The organism is Parendozoicomonas callyspongiae (assembly GCF_023502345.1).
Lineage (GTDB): Bacteria > Pseudomonadota > Gammaproteobacteria > Pseudomonadales > Endozoicomonadaceae > Sansalvadorimonas > Sansalvadorimonas callyspongiae.
On record NZ_JAMFLX010000001.1, the window covers coordinates 152,660 to 171,396 of the forward strand.

Below are 18,737 nucleotides of genomic sequence, written 5' to 3' on the forward strand. Positions count from 1 at the left end.
AATGACTAAACAGACATACAAAACTGTAATGGGTTTTGACTTTGGAACCCGCAATATTGGCATTGCTGTTGGCCAGGCTATTACCTGTACAGCTAATGCTATCCCTTCCATCAAGGCCAGAGATGGCATTCCTGACTGGGATCAACTGGGACGAATTATTGAAGAGTGGCAGCCGGATGCCTTTGTTGTGGGCATGCCTCTGAATATGGATGGAACTGAATCAGAGATGTCCCGCCGGGCAAAGAAGTTTGGTAACCGTCTCAAAGGACGCTTTAACAAACCCTGGCACCCGGTCGATGAGCGTCTGACGTCGTTTGAAGCCAAAGAGTGGGCGGGCAAGCTGGGCCACAAAGGTCACTACGGCAGTAACCCTATTGATGATCTGGCAGCACAGTTAATTCTGGAAAGCTGGATGAACGGTGAAGGTGCTGAACATCTGGGAGTAGGTGATTAATCCTCCTGAATTGTCAGCTCGCCACCATCGCTGCTGTCACCAGGCTTACCCGCTGAATCACCATCCAGTTTGATCATCAATCTCAGATCATTAGCGGAATCAGCATGAGCGAGAGCATTGTCATAAGTGATCTCGCCATTCTTGTACAGCTCAAACAAAGCCTGGTCGAAGGTCTTCATACCATGCTCATTAGAACGGGCCATTAAAGCCTTTAGCTCGTGGATATCCCCTTTACGAATAAAGTCCGATACCAATGGTGTATTGATCAGAACCTCAACAGCCGGGTGCCGCCCTTTGCCATCAGGTGTTGGTACTAACTGCTGCGCCACAATGCCTTTCAGATTCAAAGACAGATCCATCCACAGCTGCCCCTGACGGTTTGTCGGAAAGAAATGCATAATCCTGTCCAGAGCCTGGTTGGCATTGTTGGCATGGAGTGTTGCCAGACAGAGGTGTCCGGTTTCAGCAAAGGCCATGGCATAGTCCATGGTTTCCTGTGACCGGATTTCACCGATCATAATCACATCCGGAGCCTGACGGAGAGTATTCTTCAAAGCGATATCGTAGCTGTCGGTATCAATCCCAACTTCGCGCTGGGTCACAATACAGTTCTTGTGCTCATGTATAAATTCGATGGGATCTTCGATAGAGATAATATGGCCGAAGCTGTTCTGGTTACGATGGCCAATCATGGCAGCAAGGGAGCTGGACTTACCGGCCCCGGTTCCTCCTACAAAAATTATCAGCCCCCGCTTTGTCATTGAAAGATCTTTGAGAATTTCAGGAAGGCCCAGGTCATCAAGCTCCGGAATTGTTGTTTCGATCCTTCTCAGCACCATTCCGGCCATATTGCGCTGATGAAAGGCACTGACACGAAAACGCCCTACGCCTTTAGAGTGAATAGCAAAGTTACACTCATGTTTTTCTTCAAACTCAGCGCACTGCTTTTCATCCATGACACCGTAAACAGTTGCACGGGCCTGGTCAGGGGTCAGGATCATTTTTACAGCTGGAATAATCTTCCCATTCACCTTCATGCTAGGAGCCATTTCAGCGGTAATAAAAAGATCGGAAGCCTTTTTATCGACCATCGCTTTTAACAGCGGAGTGATATCCATAATCAGAAATCCTTGGCAGCTGTTAGAACTTATCCGGCGTTTTGGCTTTTTCCCTGGCTGTTGCCGCCGTAATTACTCCTTTATCCACCAGTTCTTTCAAGTGGCCATCAAGAGTCTGCATTCCCAGGCTTCCGCTGGTCTGAATGGCTGAATACATCTGGGCAACCTTATCTTCTCGAATCAGGTTTCTGATAGCGGAAGTTCCCAACATGATCTCATGCGCTGCAACCCGGCCACCCCCAACCTTTTTCAGTAGGGTCTGGGCAACAACAGCCTGGAGGGATTCTGACAACATGGAGCGAACCATCCCTTTCTCAGCCGCTGGAAACACATCAATAATACGGTCGATGGTTTTTGCAGCTGAGGATGTATGGAGTGTTCCAAAAACCATATGCCCGGTTTCAGCTGCCGATAGTGCAAGTCGGATTGTCTCCAGATCCCGCATTTCACCAACCAGGATAATATCCGGGTCTTCACGCAGGGCTGAGCGCAGTGCGTTATCGAAGCTTTCAGTGTCCCGGTGAACTTCCCGTTGGTTAACCAGACTTTTCTTGGACTCGTGAACAAATTCGATAGGGTCTTCGATTGTCAGAATATGATCTGCTTTGTTTTCATTTATGTAGTCGATCATGGCTGCAAGGGTTGTGGATTTACCTGAGCCGGTTGGCCCGGTCACCACACATAAGCCTCGGGGTTTGTTAGCGATATCCTTGAAAACCTGCCCCATTCCAAGGTCATCCATCGACAGGATTTTCGAAGGAATTGTTCTGAAAACCGCACCAGCTCCCCGGTTCTGGTTAAATGCGTTTACACGAAAGCGGGCAACTCCGGGGACCTCAAAGGAGAAGTCAGCCTCCAGATGTTCTTCAAAATTTTTCCGCTGTTTATCGTTCATAATGTCGTAAATCAGGGCATGAACCTGCTTATGGTCCATGGCCGGCACATTAATACGTCGAATGTCACCATCAATACGAATCATGGGAGGCAAGCCAGCTGAAAGGTGTAAGTCTGACGATCCCTGTTTAACGCCAAAGGCGAGAAGCTCAGTAATTTCCATTTATCCCCCGGGACAGTCTGAGTGAAAAATCAGACTGAGACTGTTATTCCCTTTATAATCATTCCGGTGACTATTTATCATGTGAATGCATTTTCCATAGGCCAAATGGCGACAATAGTGCATTCCCAGCTCATGGCTGTTTCGGTACTTGAGTAACCCCGATTCAAAAGATCAAAGTCATAGGATCAAAGAATCAAAAAAAGTACCTATCTATCAAAATATACACGGCAATGACTTCAATACAAAAACGATTCCAAGACACCCTCAACAGTATTCACACCGCCGCAGAAAACTGTGGTCGTCACGGTGAAGTAAAACTGCTGGCTGTCAGCAAAACCAAACCCTCGGAAATGATCCGCGAAGCATGGCAGTGTGGGCAGCGGGACTTTGGTGAAAACTATGTGCAGGAAGGCGTTAACAAGGTTAACGAACTCAAAGATCTAGAAGGCATAGTCTGGCACTTCATTGGCCCACTGCAATCCAACAAGACTCGCCTGGTGACTGAACACTTTGACTGGATGCACAGTGTTGACCGGGTCAAAATCGCTCACCGCCTGAGCGACCAACGCCCCGCAGACATGGCTCCTCTGCAAATTTGCCTGCAGGTCAATATTGATAGCCAGCCAACCAAATCCGGCTTTAAGCCAGAAGAAGTGTCCAAGGCTGTTGAAGAAATCATCAAGATACCGGGTGTTGAGGTTCGTGGTTTGATGGCTATTCCGGCTCCCAGCGAAGACCTTGAAGAACAGCGTAAACCTTTTAAAGCCATGAAAGCGCTGCTGACACAACTTCAAACTGAGAACCCCCAGCTAAAACTGGACACACTCTCCATGGGCATGACTGGTGATATGATTGCTGCCATCGAAGAAGGTGCCACAATTGTCCGCATTGGTACTGCACTGTTTGGTGCCAGAGACTATTCGCAACCCCGGAAGTAAACAGCCGTGAGCTGAAAATGCGGAAGCATTTTTCGTAATAAAAGCAAAGAGAACAAGCTTATATGACCACTTCAGCACCTACTCTGGCCTTTATTGGGGCCGGAAATATGGCAAGCAGTATCTTTGGCGGGTTGGTCAGTAACGGCTGGCCTGCAGATAAAATCATTGCAGCAGAACCTGCCCGTGAAAAACTGGACGAAGCTGAGCAGAAGTTTGGCATTCGCACCACAACAGATAACGCTGAAGCTATTTCTGAAGCGGACTTCGTCGTTATTGCTGTTAAACCACAGATCATGCAGCAGGTATTGAAACCCTTAGCTCCCGCGTTACAGGAAAGAAAACCGGTCTTGATCTCTGTCGCTGCCGGCATTTCTGAGCAGAGCCTGAGTGAATGGAGTGGAGGAAATCTTCCTATTGTGCGCTGCATGCCTAACACGCCGGCATTAATGCAGCAGGGTGCATCCGGCCTGTATGCCAACGCACATGTTTCTGAAGAACAGAAGAAACTCACCACTGACATCATGAACGCTGTCGGTATCAGCCTCTGGGTTGAACGCGAAGAAGATATCGACAACGTGATCGCACTCTCCGGCAGCGGCCCCGCTTATTTCTTTCTGATGATGGAAGCAATGATTGATGCCGGTGAGAAGATGGGCGTTCCAAGGGAAACAGCTTCCCAGCTGGTCGCTCAAACTGCTCTAGGAGCGGCAATGATGGTTAAGGAAACCGGTGTTGATGCCGGTGAATTGAAGCGCCGCGTAATGTCTCCCAAAGGGACAACGGAGCAAGCGATTTTCACTTTTGAGGATGGTGGCCTTCGCGAGTTGGTTGAAAAAGCCATGGCCAACTGCCACAAGCGCGCCCAGGAAATGACCAAAGAATTTACCTCCTAGGGATTGAATCAGGGGCACTCGCCCCTATAGTCTGTTGATAACCGGACACAAACGAGACAAAGAATGTCCATATTGATATTACTGATTGATACTGTGGGTGGCCTTTTTGTAATGGCTATCCTTTTGCGATTCCTGCTGCAGCTTGTGAAAGCTGATTTTTACAACCCTATTTCACAGGCCATTGTGAAAATCACCAGCCCTTTGCTGAACCCTTTGCGCAGAATCATTCCTGGCGTAGGCGGCTATGATATTGCCTCACTGGTTCTGGCATTTATTGTTCAGGCCATTTTTGTGTTGCTCAAGCTGAAGGCTCTGGGATACATGGCTTTCCCTCCTGGAACCGTTATCAGCCTCTCGCTGTACTTTCTGGTGAAAGCGCTGCTGGATCTTTATACCTTTGCCCTGATCATCATGGTTATTGCCAGCTGGGTGGCTCCTAATAGCTACAACCCCGGCCTGATGCTTCTGCACCAGCTGACCGAGCCTCTGTGCAGCCGGGTGCGCCGAGTTGTGCCACCTATTGGCGGTCTGGATTTCTCAGTGATGGTGGTCATGCTGGCCATTGTGATTATCAAGGGGGCACTGCCATCTTTGATTCCTGGGATGTGATACCAGCCACATCATAAGCAAATAAAAAAGTGCCAATAAATGGCACTTTTTTATTTCAGTCCCTGAAATTTTTTGAAAGCAATTTCTGCGATTATTTTTTCAGATTAAGGCTGTTCTTTATCCTTTCCCGAACGGCATAAGGGTTATTCAGAACCTTCCACCCAACCCTGGCGGTCTTTTCCAGAGGAGTAATCAACTTACCTGCTTCTTTGGCAGAAATACTTGTCATAATGGCAAATGGCAGGCGCGCAACCCCTACAAACAAACCAGTTACGGCCCCAGAAACGCCACCAAGACTGCTACCCAGAGTTCCTCCGATCAGAGCCCCCAGCGATATAGAGGCTGCCCGAAACTTCTTGTTTCGGGAGATAATCATTGAAGTGACACCCATAATGGCCGCTCCAGCTCCAGCCCCTGCAACTGTGCCGCCAAATCCACCTAAAGCCTGCCCCGCAATAGCATCAGAAGTCAGCCTTCTCAGGGGATAACTGATTCGCAGAGCTGTATGGGCTGCTGAACGGTGAAGCTTCCGGTTTTCAGCACCATATTCGACTAAAGCATGACCATTGGAATTATCCGGCTCATCACTGCCAGTCTGACATCCTTGTCGTTCCAACATATTACAAACTCCCTGTCAGCCCTTAATATGACCGCCAAGGTATGTGTTTTTCTCCCGGGTCTCTATTATCCATTGGTGGCAGCTGGGCTGATCCAGACAGCCCAGCATCAACAGGATCAGACCAAAGGTCAGAGGTAATACGAGTGAAAGATTCTCCATGTCTGTTGCACGCCCGCCACCAGCTCTTTAGACTGTCCGCGCCCCTCAATAAAAAAGCAGTTAGATGATAAAAGTAAAATGCCGGAGATCATTCCAGAAGATTCAGTGGGCCTGGTTTCACCTCAAACCATCCCATTTTCTGACCCGCTGACATTAAGCTGTGGCAGAACACTTGATAAATATGACTTAAGAGTCGAAACCTACGGGCAACTTAACGAAAGCTTCAGCAATGCTGTTCTTATCTGCCATGCGCTCAGTGGCGACCACCATGCTGCTGGCTACCACTCAATGGACGACCGCAAGCCCGGGTGGTGGGATTCCAGCATAGGTCCGGGTAAACCTATCGATACTAACCATTTTTTCGTTGTTTGCCTGAATAACCTTGGTGGCTGTCATGGCAGCTCTGGACCTGTCGAGGCAAACCCTGAAACAGGAAAACCCTGGGGGCCGGATTTTCCTGTCGTTACGGTGGATGACTGGGTCGAAAGCCAGGTAAGACTGGCTGATCACCTGGGTATTCAGCAATGGGCAGCGATTGTGGGAGGCAGTCTGGGAGGCATGCAAGTACTGGAGTGGACGATTCGTTACCCTGACAGAGTTCGCCATGCTGCAGTCATTGCGTCAGCTCCAAAGCTATCTGCCCAAAATATCGCCTTCAATGAAGTTGCCCGTCAGGCCATTATGTCTGACTCAGAGTTCCATGGTGGCCGGTATCAGGAAAAAGGCACAATCCCCAGCAAAGGTATCGGCCTGGCCCGGATGGTAGGACATATCACCTACCTGTCTGACGAAGCGATGAAAGCCAAATTTGGGCGGGAACTCAAGAAAGAGTACCTCAGCTTTGACTATGACGCAGAGTTTCAGGTCGAGAGTTATCTGCGTTACCAGGCACAGGAGTTCAGTAAGCGGTTCGATGCCAACTCTTATCTACTGATGACACGGGCGCTGGACTATTACGACCCTGCCAGCCGCTATAACCACAATCTTGTTGAAGCACTTTCTGAAGCCAAAGCACGCTTCCTGGTAATTTCTTTCACTACAGACTGGCGCTTCAGTCCCGAACGTTCTGAAGAGATCGTCGATGCACTTCATGCAGCACGCAAAGAAGTCACGTACCTGAAAGTCGACGCTCCCCAGGGACATGATGCATTCCTTATGGATATCCCCCGTTACACCTCTGCCCTCAAGGCATGGATGAAACATGTTGCTCACGAGAGTCAGCAGATCAATGAGGCAGGAGTGCAGTCATGAGAAGAGATTTTGCTCTGATAAAACCCTGGGTGAGGCCAAGCAGTCGTATTCTTGATCTGGCCTGTGGTGACGGAACTCTGCTTTCTGAGCTTAAGAAAGAGAAGGATGTTCGTGGTTATGGTCTGGAAATTAACCCGGATAAAATCCATAAATGCATTGAACAGGGTGTCAATGTAATAGAGCAGGATATTGACCAGGGGCTGCAGAACTTTGATACCAACAGTTTTGATACCGTAATCATGACATCGGCACTCCAGGCTCTGCATAACCCAGACAAGGTTCTGGATGAAATGTTACGGGTAGGGAAGGAGTGTATCGTCACTTTTCCAAACTTCGGCCACTGGCGTTGTCGGCTCCACCTTTCCACAAGAGGTAGAATGCCGGTTTCAGAATTCATGCCTTACAGCTGGTTTGATACACCGAACATCCACTTTTGTACGTTCAAGGACTTTGAAGATTTGTGTCACACCAAGAACCTTCTCGTACTCAAACGTCTGGTGACTGACCACAGTCATCAGAACAGCGCACTGACAAAGCTGGCCCCGAATCTTCTTGGTGAAATCGCAATTTACCACCTTTGCCGCAAAACCAGCGGAATCAGGAGCTGATAATAATGAACAAAATTTCCAGCTATTTCGCACCAACAGGGTTTCAGCGCCTTATTGCATTTACCGGCGTTGTTTTGCTGTTATCACTAGCACGTGTTTCAACGGCAGATCAGGAGAACTTTGGAGACTATGAATTGCACTACATTGCATTCAACAGTCAATTCCTGCAACCGGATGTGGCAAAATCCTACGGTATCGAACGCTCTCCAAGAGTGGGGCTGGTAAATATTTCTGTTCTCGAAAACGGGAAGCCGGTTAAAGCTGATGTTGAGATTGAATCAGCCAACCTTCTCTCCCAGAAAACCATGCTGAAACCGTGGCTGGTAGATGAAGGCATTGCCATGTATTACCTGGCAACCTTCGAACATACAAATGGCGAATTGCTACACTTCACCGTCCGGGTAACCCCCGAGAACAGCCAGATCAGCAAATCCGTCAGGTTCAGTAAAAAGTTTTACGAGAAACTTTGATCAAGCTAAATAGCTTTTTATGACAAGTTTGGTCATATGTAAATGTAAGAGGAAAATCCGTGTCTCAAGACACTCAAAACACTGCTGTTATGCAGGATGTTGTACTTGCAACAGGCAATATGGGTAAGCTGGCCGAATTTCGCCAGCTGCTCGCACCGCTGAATATGAACATTCGCCCTCAAAGCGAGTTCAATACCGGCAGTGTTGAAGAAACCGGTCTGACTTTTGTTGAAAATGCCATTCTTAAAGCCCGCCATGCGGCCCGAATCTCCGGGCTTCCAGCTCTGGCTGATGACTCTGGCCTTGAAGTTGATGCACTGAATGGTGCTCCCGGCATCTATTCAAGCCGCTTTTCCGGTGAAAATGCATCCGATGCGGATAACATCGAAAAGCTTCTGAAAGATCTTGATGGTCTGCCAACAGAAAAGCGTACCGCCCGCTTCCAGTGTTTGCTTGTTTACCTTCGTCATGCTGATGATCCAACCCCAATTATCTGCCAGGGCACCTGGGAAGGTTATATTCTGGAAGAAACCATTGGCAACAATGGTTTCGGTTATGATCCGGTATTCTTTGTGCCGGAGATGCATTGTGCTTCTGCGGAACTGGAGCCTGTTGAAAAGAACAAGCGCAGCCACCGTGCCAAAGCAATGAAGCAACTTATGGAAAAACTGAAAACCGCGTGATTTCTGCAACATTTTCCGATCAAGAGGTAGCTGAATTACAGCTGCCTCCTCTTAGTCTTTACATTCACGTCCCCTGGTGCATTCGCAAGTGCCCATACTGTGATTTCAATTCACATGCCTTGAAAAACGAACTGCCCGAAAAGCAGTATGTTCAGGCCTTACTTAAAGACCTCACTAACGAACTTCAGTTCGTACAGGGAAGGGAACTTCACACCATTTTTATCGGTGGTGGCACTCCAAGCCTGATGAGTGCACAGGCTTATGACTCCCTTTTTGAAGGTTTGCAAAAGCTACTAACGTTCAGCCACGACATTGAGATAACCATGGAAGCCAATCCTGGCACTTTTGAACAGGAGCGTTTTAATGGTTTTCGAGCGACAGGTATCAACCGGTTATCGATCGGTGTACAGACATTTGACGACGCCTGTCTGGAAAGGCTGGGACGTATTCATTCAGGCAGTGAAGCCCAACAGGCCGTTTCCATGGCCAGAAGAGCAGGCTTCGATAATCTCAATCTTGACTTGATGCACGGCCTGCCAGGGCAATCAGAAGTTATGGCCATGCAGGATCTTGATCAGGCTATTCAGCTGGCACCTGAACACTTGTCTTGGTATCAGCTTACTATTGAGCCAAACACCATGTTCTGGACCAAGCCTCCCAAGTTACCTGAGGATGAATCCCTCTGGTCAATTCAGGAGAAAGGCCAACAGAAGCTGGCCAGCCATGGCTTTACTCAATATGAGATTTCAGCTTACAGCCAAGAGGGCCGACGCGCCCGCCATAATCTTAACTACTGGCAATTTGGTGATTTTATTGGCATTGGCGCAGGAGCCCATGGAAAGCTAACGGATCTCGCAACAGACACTATAAAACGCAACTGGAAAACACGTACACCGTCTGATTATCTCAGTAGCGAAAAATCGTTTCAGACAGGTGAGAGACTGCTAGATAAAGACGACCTCCCGGTTGAATTTATGATGAATGCCCTGAGGTTAAGAGAAGGGGTGGATTCCAAACTGTTTTCTCAAAGAACTGGGCTGTCTCTTAATACAATCCAGCCATCTCTGGAAAAGGCGAGAAGCATGGAACTACTCATAAAGGATACGTCCCGGCTACAACCTTCTGAGCGAGGCAGTCTATTCCTTAATGAGTTGTTGGAGCTCTTCTGTTGATATCCACACCTTGCGGCAGTTCAATCTGGACTGCCACAGGGAGATGATCCGATTGAGGAAAATCGACGACGGAGAAAGACTGAGCATGTAGATCTGAACTCAAAAGAATATGGTCCAGAGATTTGCTTGGTTTCCAGCTTGGAAAGGTGTTTACATCTTTGGATGCACTGTGAAGACCCATACTGGCAAGAGGAGAGTCAGTCAGCAGCTGATCCGCATGAGCATTCATATCCCCCATAAGAACCACATGCTCATAGTTCTCAGATAGTTTACGCACATACTCCAACTGCATATTTCGTCCTCTTCGGCTTAGAGCAAGATGCATAACCACTAACAGTATCGGATTGCCTGTCCCAAGTTCTACAACTATTGCCCCTCGTCCAGGTATCAAGCCAGGTAGCTTGTGATCTTCGAGATTTTCAGGATGAAAACGGGTTAGCAGGCCGTTACTGTGCTGAGCCAACCTGCCAAGGTTGCGGTTAAGCTGCTGATACCACCAGGGAAATCCTGCCCGATGAGCCAGATATTCAATCTGGTTCACAAAGCCGGTACGCAGGCTGCCTCCATCTGCTTCCTGAATGGCGACAATATCGTAATTGTGGATAAGTCGGGCAATGCGATCGAGGTTTCTCTGGCGCTCAAGGGATGGAAGAAAGTGCTGCCAGCCACGAGTCACATAGTGCCCGTACTGCTGGGTGGTGATACCAACCTGAATATTGAAACTCAACAACCGCAGTTGGCGCAAGGAGGCATCATCTCGCTCTCCATACAAAGCTGTTGATGCCATTCGCTGCCGGGTAAAACCTTTTTCAAGGAGTCTACGGTTGATCACTCTTTGTACCGCTTTCAACGGCATAGAAATCTCCAAACCAGATACACTGGTTATCCTGCTTTCTTGTCCGCACTTTTACCCCCTGAACCCTTCTCTTTGCGGATTTTTTCAATCAGAAAGTCAGTAATATTCAACATATTCTCCAAGCCTCCCGCCATCTGTGGATCAATCAGATAGCGACCGGAAACAATAATTGCTGGAACCCCCATCAGCTGGGCACCACGGGTAGCAGCCGATGCTTTCTGCACCTGGTTCCTTACCCCAAACGAGTCAAAAACTTTATCAAACTCCTCAGGTTTAACATCAAAATGCTCTTTTAGAAACACCTGCATATCTTTTTCATTGTCCAACCTCTTGCCCTGATTCTGAACAGCATCAAATAATTTAAAGAGCGTCCTTTCCTGCAACCCCATCTCTTCCAGGGCATAAAATAGCTGGGCATGCGCCTGCCATGGGCGCCCAAATATCACTGGAGTTTCAACGGTCAACACATCACTCGGTTGTCTCTTTTTCCAGTTCACCTGCATTTTTGCGAGATCAAAACAGTGGGGGCAGCCGTACCAGAAAATGGTATTCACTTCGATTTTATCGGTTTGAGAGAGGGGAAGAGGCTGTTTCAAAAGTTTGTAGTCAACACCTTCCTTGAAGGAAGCCGCAGTTGCTATCCCGGAGAGTGCCCAGAGAGCTAGAAATATAAAGAAGATGTGCCACAGTTTATGCATTATTGTCTCCCCACCAGTTCGATATATATCGACAGATAGTTTTAAACTAGCAGGGAGAAAGGGCAGGGGGGGCAGAAATATTGCTGCCCCATACAGAAATGGAACCTAGCGAAGACCACTGATATAACTAGCCAAGGCATCAATCTGCTTGTTGCTCAGTTTTTCAGCAGTATCTCTCATGATACGGCTATCACCATCATTCACCCGATCCCCCTCACGGAAGTCTCGCAACTGCTTGGCGAGGTACTCTGGACTCTGCCCGGCAAGCATTGGGAACTTGGCCAAATCGTTACCTTTGCCGGTAGGTGAATGACAGGCGGTACAGGCTGCGATGCCTTTGTCGATATCACCTCCTCGATAGAGCTTCTGGCCAATCTCGATAGATGATTCTGTCGCCTGCCCGGTTGGAGCAGTCTGACTGGCATAGAATGCAGCAATATCTTCAATGTCCTGCTCAGACAGATTATCAGTCATACCAATCATTTCAGGCACTGGTCGTGCTCCCGATTTGATATCAGTAATCTGTTTGGTCAGATAGCGTTCTCCCTGCCCTGCAAGGTGGGGAAAGTTTGGAGCAATACTGACACCGGTCGGGCCATGGCAGGCAGTACAGAGAGCGACCTTTCCTTTCCCCGCAGCGGCATCTCCCTCCGCAGCTGCAAAACCGGCCCATCCCAGACCTACCAGCAAACACACAATAATTCTTTTCATTAGCACAACCCGGCTCCGGTTATCTTTTATGCTTATTTCCTGTTTACCATGGAAATGCCCTCTGAATTTTCATGTTTCGGGATGGGCATTTCCCGCTCATGGCTGTTTAGGGCTGGACATGAAGGTAATAACTGCCTTGTAGTCCTCATCCGTGCAGTCCATGCACATACCTTTTGGCGGCATGGCTCCCTTACCCTTCTTCACGGTTTCAACGAGCGCATCCATTCCCAGTTTCAGGCGGGACTCCCATTCTGCAACAGCATGTTTCTTGGGAGCACCAGCAATACCTGCGTCATGGCAGATTTTGCATGACTTGTCATAAACAGCCTCAGGTTTCTGCGCAACTGGGGCAGCCCATGCCGTAGAGAGTGTGAAAAAGGAAGCAGCAAAAAGAACGCTTAACTTTGTTGATTGACTCATATCGGCCTCACAAGGCCTCCGGGTATCCACAGCCAGTCTGCTGAACCAGAACTGTTGGTATCACTCCCGAGCAGGCTCTTTGTATTTTTCTAGCTCACAGCTTTTGTTTAGCTCACGGCTGTTCATTCAGCTCATGGCTTTCGATCCAGCTCAAGGCTGTTTGTCTTCTATTCCGGTCTGATATACCGACCAGCCTACTAAGGCGGGTTCATTATATACTAGGTTTTGGTGATATTTATACGTGCTTATCATGCAGAAATGACACAATTTTACCGACTGCTACAGGTAGCCGATTCCTCTTTTCCTTCTGCAAGTTATACTTGGCTTCTGAAAACCAATTGATTTCAACCTTGAAGGCTGGACGTTGAGTCCCCCTGGAAGAGTTTTTCCATGTCTGAACCCATTACTTCCCTGAATTATCGTACGACCCGGTTTATGGTCAGTGCTGCACGTGTTGACCAGTGTCCCCCGGAATATGGCAGGGAAGTGGCCTTTGCCGGCCGTTCCAATGCAGGAAAATCCAGTGCTCTGAATGCACTGACAGGTTCATCCAAACTGGCTCGCACCAGTAAAACCCCTGGGCGAACCCAGCTGATTAACTTCTTTGAGATTGACGAAGAGCACAGGCTGGTTGACCTGCCCGGTTATGGATATGCCAAAGTCCCGGAGAAAATGAAGCATGAGTGGCAAAGACACCTGGGAGCCTATCTGGAGCAACGCGAATGCCTCGTGGGTGTTGTTCTGCTTATGGATATTCGCCACCCCATGAAAGAGTTTGACCAGATCATGATTGACTGGGCTCGCCAAAGCCAGCTGCCCCTTCATATCCTGCTGACAAAGAGCGACAAACTGAAGTTTGGTGCAGCGAAAGGCATCATGATCAAGCTGCGCAGTCAACTGAAAGATATGGAAGGGCTGGTCACTATTCAGCTGTTTTCCTCTCTGAAGAAGACAGGCGTTGATGAGCTGAGAGGCACTCTGGACAGCTGGCTGTGTCAGCCGATCGAAGACTGGGAACTGGAAACCGAAGAAGCTCCTGCAGAAGCTCTGGAATAGACACATAAAAAAACTCCGGTCGCCTGGGGGAGACGACCGGAGTAAGCTCTCTCTGACTTCAAAGCACACACTTCTCTGAAGCCAAAACACCAAACACACAAGGAGTCTTACAGAACGTTTTCTCAACGCTCATATACTCTGACTCCATTGTTAGGAAAAAGTTCAAAATTTCTGAAACTTTTTTTATTAAAATGTACCAATGGCTGTTTTTCACCTCACGAAAAACCATAAGCTATTGAAATAGCATGTTTTTCAATTCCCTGTAACTATTGGCATTTCTTCAACGAATGGCCGTAGAACAGCATAAGCTCCGCTCGGATTGGACTCCAATATACTCACCAAAAATCTAGCCTGATTTCTGTTTATAGGTCGGTTCAGAGCCCAGTCATCAATACGACCTCCACTTGTACGCAATCTTGCAATTGTCGAATCTTGTAACCAATCCTGAACGATCCTGTATTCACCGTTTTCACCGAGAGGAGTTGAACCTGTTGTTCCTCCTGGTGCAGGAGTGGGTGCAGATGCGAGCTGCGCACCACCAGTTTCTTCAGGGGAGGGTGTAGCAGGAGAGTTGCCATCAAGGGTTCCTGCTGCTGGCGGATTACCCGCAGGAACAGGGCTACCATCTGTCTGCCAAAGTCGCATTCCCGCATGCAGAACCGCTCTGGAAATTATGCTTCTAAGAACATCTGCCCCAAGGTTATATATACCCCTAGGCTTACCGGCCATTTGCTGCTGTTCGAGAGTGGCCAGGGCCCGAGCCATTCCATCACTAAATGACTGTTTGGTGTTCAGCCAGAGCTCTGGCAGTTCAACATCTGCAGAATGGTTACGATCAACAAACCAAAAACCATAATCTCCCGTTGGGTAGGCTGTAATTATCCCTTTGGGTGACATTGCTCTCAATTGATGACCACTCACATCAATACTGACTTTTTCCTCGCCACCACTGGCCACCAGCTGGCCTAGTGCCTCCAGAACATTCACTGATAATGGATTGACCAGCTGCACAGTATCAAACAGTGCCGCATTGGGCTTTGTTTTCTGTGCTATCCAGTCTGTGACCCACATTTTTCTGGCCATATTATCGGATTCAAGAGTAATCAAAGTATCGGTCAGTCTTCGCTCTCCCCTCCAGAGCTGCACAGCCATAAGCCTTTCCTCTTCCGGGGCCGGGAGAACTTTGATCGATGTAACTTCATTTTCACGACAGGCTTTAGCAAGAGACACCCATGCTGTTTCCAGGTTGTTCGACATAGCCTCCGGCATCATGTTCCCTAAACCATCAAAGTACATGACTAATTCAACCGGTTCTTTTGGTGAGGCAGGAGCAACCAGTTCAAGCTCGGCAACGCCATTCATCTCCATGGACATAAACTGGATCCGCCTCGATCCAATATGCCTGCAAAAAAACAACTGCCTATTAATCTCGGGGCCGTACAGATAGAAAAGGTTTAAATGGCCAACGGTGAAAGCAAGAGCCTGCCGCCACCAACGAAAGGTGTCCCCCCATTGAATGGCATGATTTATGGCGTTTGCACCAGCGCGAAAATAAAAATCGGTGTTGTTATAGGCAGAGAAATAATCCATCAGGCTTTGGAACCCGAGAAGTATCAATATCTGAGCATATTTATTCCCCATCCAGGCCGGGGCATACCGAACAGCCGTTCGTCCTGCTGCGGTAAATCCGATCAGAGAAACCGTTCGAATAGCTTCCTGCTTTCCCAGTTCGATAGCTGAGTCATACCACTCCCAAGTACGACCAATAAACTCACGCCTTTTACTCTCAGGGAACCCCGCCAGCAGCCTTTTTACCGTTGAGTCATCAAAATGCTGAGGTTCGTCAGGGATAAGTTGAATATTAAAGGGTTGGGAGCTGTTGCTAACCTGATCATCCTGGGCATCACAGTGAAACCCAGGCAGCGCTATCAGGCACAAAGCCAAGCAAAAGAGAGGTAACCTCATCCTCCAAACCCTGACTCATTTGATGAGGGCAGAGAGTATAGGCAGTAGGCTAAAGGAATATTGAAGAGGGTTAGCTGGCAACTTTATTGCTGCCAGCTTTTCAGGGGCTTTTTTAGTTTAACTATCAGTGAGCTTCATCCCAGTTATCGCCCACACCGGTATCAACAACCAGTGGAACATCCAGTGTCATGGCTGCATCCATACGAGTTTCCAGACCTTTGATAACGTCTTCGACATAATCTTCGTGAACCTCAAGAACCAGTTCATCGTGTACCTGCATGATCATGCGGGCATCCAGTTCACTGTTTTCCAGCCAGCTGTCCACTTCAATCATTGCGGTCTTGATAATATCTGCAGCAGTTCCTTGCATTGGTGCATTGATTGCGGTTCGCTCTGCAGCCTGCTGGCGCATCTTGTTACGGGCATTGATTTCTGGAAGATGGAGACGACGACCGCTCAATGTCTCAACATAGCCCTGCTCATGAGCCTGAGCACGGGTACGATCCATATAAGCCTTTACGCCTGGGTATCGGGCAAAATAGAGGTCAACATATTGCTGCGCATCCTGGCGGGAAATATTCAGCTGTTTGGCCAGGCCAAAGGCAGACATTCCGTAAATCAGTCCGAAGTTAATGGCCTTGGCACTACGGCGCTGGTCAGAAGTTACTTCATCCAGAGTGACACCAAAGACTTCTGCAGCTGTTGCCTTATGTACGTCCAGCCCTTTGGAAAAGGCCTCCAGAAGACCTTTGTCTCCAGAAAGATGAGCCATGATGCGCAGTTCAACCTGGGAATAGTCAGCTGCCACCAGCTTGTAGCCAGGTGAAGCAACAAATGCCTGACGAATACGGCGACCCTCTTCACTTCGGATGGGAATATTCTGCAGGTTCGGGTCAGAAGACGACAAACGTCCGGTAGCAGTCACTGCCTGATGATAAGAGGTATGAACCCGACCTGTTGCAGGGTTCACCATTTTTGGCAGCTTATCCGTGTAGGTTGATTTCAGCTTGCTCAGGCTGCGATGTTCAAGAATCAAGCGAGGAAGTTCATAACTCTCCGCCAGCTCTACCAGAACTTCTTCTGCTGTTGAGGGCTGGCCTTTTGGAGTCTTTTTGATAACTGGCAGACCCAGCTTGCCAAACAGCAGCTCCTGTAATTGTTTGGGGGAAGCAAGGTTGAACTCTCCACCGGCAACAGCCCAGGCCTGTTCCTGCAGCTCACTTAAACGCTGGCCTAGCTTTTGGCTCTGCTCATGCAGACGCTTGGTATCAACAAGTGCGCCATTGCGTTCCATTCTGGACAGTACTTTTACCAGCGGCAGCTCCAGCTTGTTGAAAACCTGATTGAGTTTTTCGTCCTTTTCCAGAGCTTTCCACAGAGTCTGGTGCAGACGCAGAGTGATATCGGCATCTTCTGCGGCATAAGGCCCGGCCTGCTCCAGGGCAATCTGGTTGAACGTCAGCTGCTTTGCACCTTTACCGGCAATATATTCAAAGTGAGTGGTTTTCACCATCAGATATTTCTCGGCCAGAGTATCCATATCGTGGCGGGAGCCAGTGGAGTCCAGCACATACGACTCCAGCATGGTATCGAAAGCAATACCCTTTAGATCGATATCGTATCGGGCAAGAACACTGCGATCATACTTCAGGTTCTGGCCAACCTTTCGGCATGATTCATCTTCCAACAATGGCTTTAGAGCCCGCAGAACACTATCCCGGTCCAGCTGCTCTGGTGCATCAAGATAATCATGTGCCAAGGGAACATAAGCGGCTTTACCAACCTCTACAGCAAACGAGACACCAACAATCTCTGCTTCCATGTAGTTCAGGCTGGTTGTTTCCGTATCAAAGGCAAACAGATCGGCAGACTTCAGCTTTTCCAGCCAGCTATCAAACTCGCCCTGATCCAGAACAGTCTCATAATGAGTTTGAACAGGAGGAGGAATTTCAGGAGCGGCAGGTTTTGAGGCGGTAGAGGCAGTCTCCTGCTTGGCACCGGAAACATCACTACCTCCACGCATTTCCTTAACCCAGCCACGGAACTCCAGTTCTTCATAGAGAGAGAGCAGCTTTTCCTGGTCAGCCTCTTTGGGTACCAGATCTTTCAGTTCGCAGCCCAGATCAAGATCTGTACGAATAGTGGCCAGATCATAGGAGAGATAAGCTTTTTCTTTGTTATCTTCCAGTTTCTTGGCCATGGTTTTGGAACCACGGAAACCAAGGCCCGCCACTTCATCGAGCCGGGAGTAGATGGAATCCAACCCACCCAGCCCCTGCAGCAGAGCCAGTGCAGTCTTCTCACCAACACCCGGTACGCCTGGAATGTTATCAACCTTGTCTCCCATCAGAGCGAGAAAGTCGATAACCAGATCAGGGCCAATACCAAACTTTTCTGTCACACCAGGAATATCCATCACCGTATTGGTCATGGTGTTCACCAGAGTCACATGCTCATTAACAAGCTGGGCCAGATCTTTATCACCAGTGGATATCACTGTACGACGAAAGACTTCTGTCGCACGGGCTGCCAAAGTTCCAATAACATCATCAGCCTCAACCCCTTCTATCACCAAAAGAGGCATACCGCTTGCGCGAATAATGTCATGCAATGGCTGAACCTGACAGCGCAGATCATCCGGCATGGGTGGGCGCTGAGCTTTGTACTCGGAATAAATTTCGTCCCGGAATGTTTTGCCCTTGGCATCAAAAACCACAACCACCGTGCTGCCAGAGTAATCAGCCTGCAGCCGGCGAAGCATGTTCATAACCCCCTTCACGGCACCAGTGGGCATACTTTTGGAGTTGGTTAACGGTGGCAGAGCGTGAAATGCCCGATACAGGTACGAGGAGCCATCGACAAGAACCAGGGGCTCTTTCTGCTGGAGGTCTGTCATTCTCTTCCTTGTTTTGCAGCTTGTTTGCAGTCGCTATTCACCAGATATTGGCGGTAAAATAACTTTAGAAATAATCAGGCTATTCTAGAGCCAGTTCGGGAAGT

At 48.6% G+C, this 18,737-nt stretch carries 19 protein-coding genes; 10 read left to right on the plus strand and 9 right to left on the minus strand.

The features are described 5' to 3' along the window. Position 1 precedes the first annotated feature (1 nt). Positions 2 to 454, plus strand: coding sequence for a Holliday junction resolvase RuvX (gene ruvX / locus M3P05_RS00625; RefSeq protein ID WP_249697290.1), 453 nt, complete (start codon positions 2 to 4; stop codon positions 452 to 454). Here ruvX and M3P05_RS00630 read toward each other — a convergent pair. Then, positions 451 to 1,572 carry a PilT/PilU family type 4a pilus ATPase gene (locus M3P05_RS00630; RefSeq protein WP_249697291.1) on the minus strand — a complete coding sequence of 374 codons (1,122 nt, stop codon included), beginning with the start codon at positions 1,570 to 1,572 and terminating at the stop codon, positions 451 to 453. The genes ruvX and M3P05_RS00630 overlap by 4 nt on opposite strands. 22 nt (positions 1,573 to 1,594) lie before the next feature. Beyond that, positions 1,595 to 2,629, minus strand: a complete 1,035-nt coding sequence (locus tag M3P05_RS00635) for a type IV pilus twitching motility protein PilT (RefSeq protein WP_249697292.1) — start codon at positions 2,627 to 2,629, stop codon at positions 1,595 to 1,597. A 230-nt stretch (positions 2,630 to 2,859) separates the two neighbouring features. Between M3P05_RS00635 and M3P05_RS00640 the strand changes: the two genes are divergently transcribed. The 3 genes from M3P05_RS00640 (at position 2,860) to M3P05_RS00650 (ending at position 5,069) form a co-directional block, all read left to right on the plus strand. Beyond that, entirely contained in the window at positions 2,860 to 3,567 is a 708-nt protein-coding gene (locus M3P05_RS00640) for a YggS family pyridoxal phosphate-dependent enzyme (RefSeq protein ID WP_249697293.1), read from the plus strand. A 62-nt stretch (positions 3,568 to 3,629) separates the two neighbouring features. Further along, positions 3,630 to 4,460: a pyrroline-5-carboxylate reductase gene (gene proC / locus M3P05_RS00645; protein ID WP_249697294.1), complete on the plus strand. Its 831-nt coding sequence runs from the start codon at positions 3,630 to 3,632 to the stop codon at positions 4,458 to 4,460. A 63-nt stretch (positions 4,461 to 4,523) separates the two neighbouring features. Next, entirely contained in the window at positions 4,524 to 5,069 is a 546-nt protein-coding gene (locus M3P05_RS00650; protein WP_249697295.1) for a YggT family protein, read from the plus strand. Between the two features lie 91 nt (positions 5,070 to 5,160). Here the strand turns inward: M3P05_RS00650 and M3P05_RS00655 are convergent, their stop codons facing one another. After that, positions 5,161 to 5,688, minus strand: coding sequence for a hypothetical protein (locus M3P05_RS00655; RefSeq protein ID WP_249697296.1), 528 nt, complete (start codon positions 5,686 to 5,688; stop codon positions 5,161 to 5,163). A 237-nt stretch (positions 5,689 to 5,925) separates the two neighbouring features. Here M3P05_RS00655 and metX point away from each other — a divergent pair, with 237 nt between their 5' ends. The 5 genes from metX (at position 5,926) to hemW (ending at position 10,031) form a co-directional block, all read left to right on the plus strand. Further along, complete coding sequence (metX, locus tag M3P05_RS00660) at positions 5,926 to 7,098, plus strand: homoserine O-succinyltransferase MetX (RefSeq protein WP_249697297.1); 1,173 nt, start codon at positions 5,926 to 5,928, stop codon at positions 7,096 to 7,098. Next, complete coding sequence (metW, locus tag M3P05_RS00665) at positions 7,095 to 7,706, plus strand: methionine biosynthesis protein MetW (protein WP_249697298.1); 612 nt, start codon at positions 7,095 to 7,097, stop codon at positions 7,704 to 7,706. Before metX ends, metW begins: the two co-directional genes overlap by 4 nt. 5 nt (positions 7,707 to 7,711) lie before the next feature. Further along, complete coding sequence (locus tag M3P05_RS00670; RefSeq protein WP_249697299.1) at positions 7,712 to 8,176, plus strand: DUF4426 domain-containing protein; 465 nt, start codon at positions 7,712 to 7,714, stop codon at positions 8,174 to 8,176. An 89-nt stretch (positions 8,177 to 8,265) separates the two neighbouring features. Beyond that, complete coding sequence (locus tag M3P05_RS00675; RefSeq protein ID WP_249697460.1) at positions 8,266 to 8,859, plus strand: XTP/dITP diphosphatase; 594 nt, start codon at positions 8,266 to 8,268, stop codon at positions 8,857 to 8,859. Next, entirely contained in the window at positions 8,856 to 10,031 is a 1,176-nt protein-coding gene (hemW, locus tag M3P05_RS00680) for a radical SAM family heme chaperone HemW (protein ID WP_332841983.1), read from the plus strand. Before M3P05_RS00675 ends, hemW begins: the two co-directional genes overlap by 4 nt. Here the strand turns inward: hemW and M3P05_RS00685 are convergent. From M3P05_RS00685 to M3P05_RS00700, 4 genes are all read right to left on the minus strand, one after another. Then, the gene (locus M3P05_RS00685; RefSeq protein ID WP_249697300.1) at positions 10,003 to 10,887 is read right to left on the minus strand and encodes an endonuclease/exonuclease/phosphatase family protein; all 885 of its coding nucleotides are present in this window, start codon (positions 10,885 to 10,887) and stop codon (positions 10,003 to 10,005) included. The genes hemW and M3P05_RS00685 overlap by 29 nt on opposite strands. A 26-nt stretch (positions 10,888 to 10,913) precedes the next feature. Then, positions 10,914 to 11,585 carry a thiol:disulfide interchange protein DsbA/DsbL gene (locus M3P05_RS00690; RefSeq protein ID WP_249697301.1) on the minus strand — a complete coding sequence of 224 codons (672 nt, stop codon included), beginning with the start codon at positions 11,583 to 11,585 and terminating at the stop codon, positions 10,914 to 10,916. Positions 11,586 to 11,690: 105 nt separating this feature from the next. Further along, positions 11,691 to 12,296, minus strand: a complete 606-nt coding sequence (locus M3P05_RS00695) for a c-type cytochrome (protein WP_249697302.1) — start codon at positions 12,294 to 12,296, stop codon at positions 11,691 to 11,693. 96 nt (positions 12,297 to 12,392) lie between these two features. Then, the gene (locus M3P05_RS00700; protein WP_249697303.1) at positions 12,393 to 12,716 is read right to left on the minus strand and encodes a c-type cytochrome; all 324 of its coding nucleotides are present in this window, start codon (positions 12,714 to 12,716) and stop codon (positions 12,393 to 12,395) included. A 390-nt stretch (positions 12,717 to 13,106) separates the two neighbouring features. On the opposite strand from M3P05_RS00700, the gene yihA reads away from it, so the two are divergent. Next, the gene (gene yihA / locus M3P05_RS00705) at positions 13,107 to 13,772 is read left to right on the plus strand and encodes a ribosome biogenesis GTP-binding protein YihA/YsxC (protein WP_249697304.1); all 666 of its coding nucleotides are present in this window, start codon (positions 13,107 to 13,109) and stop codon (positions 13,770 to 13,772) included. A 252-nt stretch (positions 13,773 to 14,024) separates the two neighbouring features. On the opposite strand, the gene M3P05_RS00710 is transcribed toward yihA, so the two are convergent. Further along, on the minus strand, positions 14,025 to 15,737 hold the full coding sequence (locus tag M3P05_RS00710; RefSeq protein WP_249697305.1) for a hypothetical protein: 1,713 nt from the start codon (positions 15,735 to 15,737) through the stop codon (positions 14,025 to 14,027). A 124-nt stretch (positions 15,738 to 15,861) separates the two neighbouring features. After that, the gene (gene polA, locus M3P05_RS00715; RefSeq protein WP_249697306.1) at positions 15,862 to 18,633 is read right to left on the minus strand and encodes a DNA polymerase I; all 2,772 of its coding nucleotides are present in this window, start codon (positions 18,631 to 18,633) and stop codon (positions 15,862 to 15,864) included. Between the last annotated feature and the right edge of the window lie 104 nt (positions 18,634 to 18,737).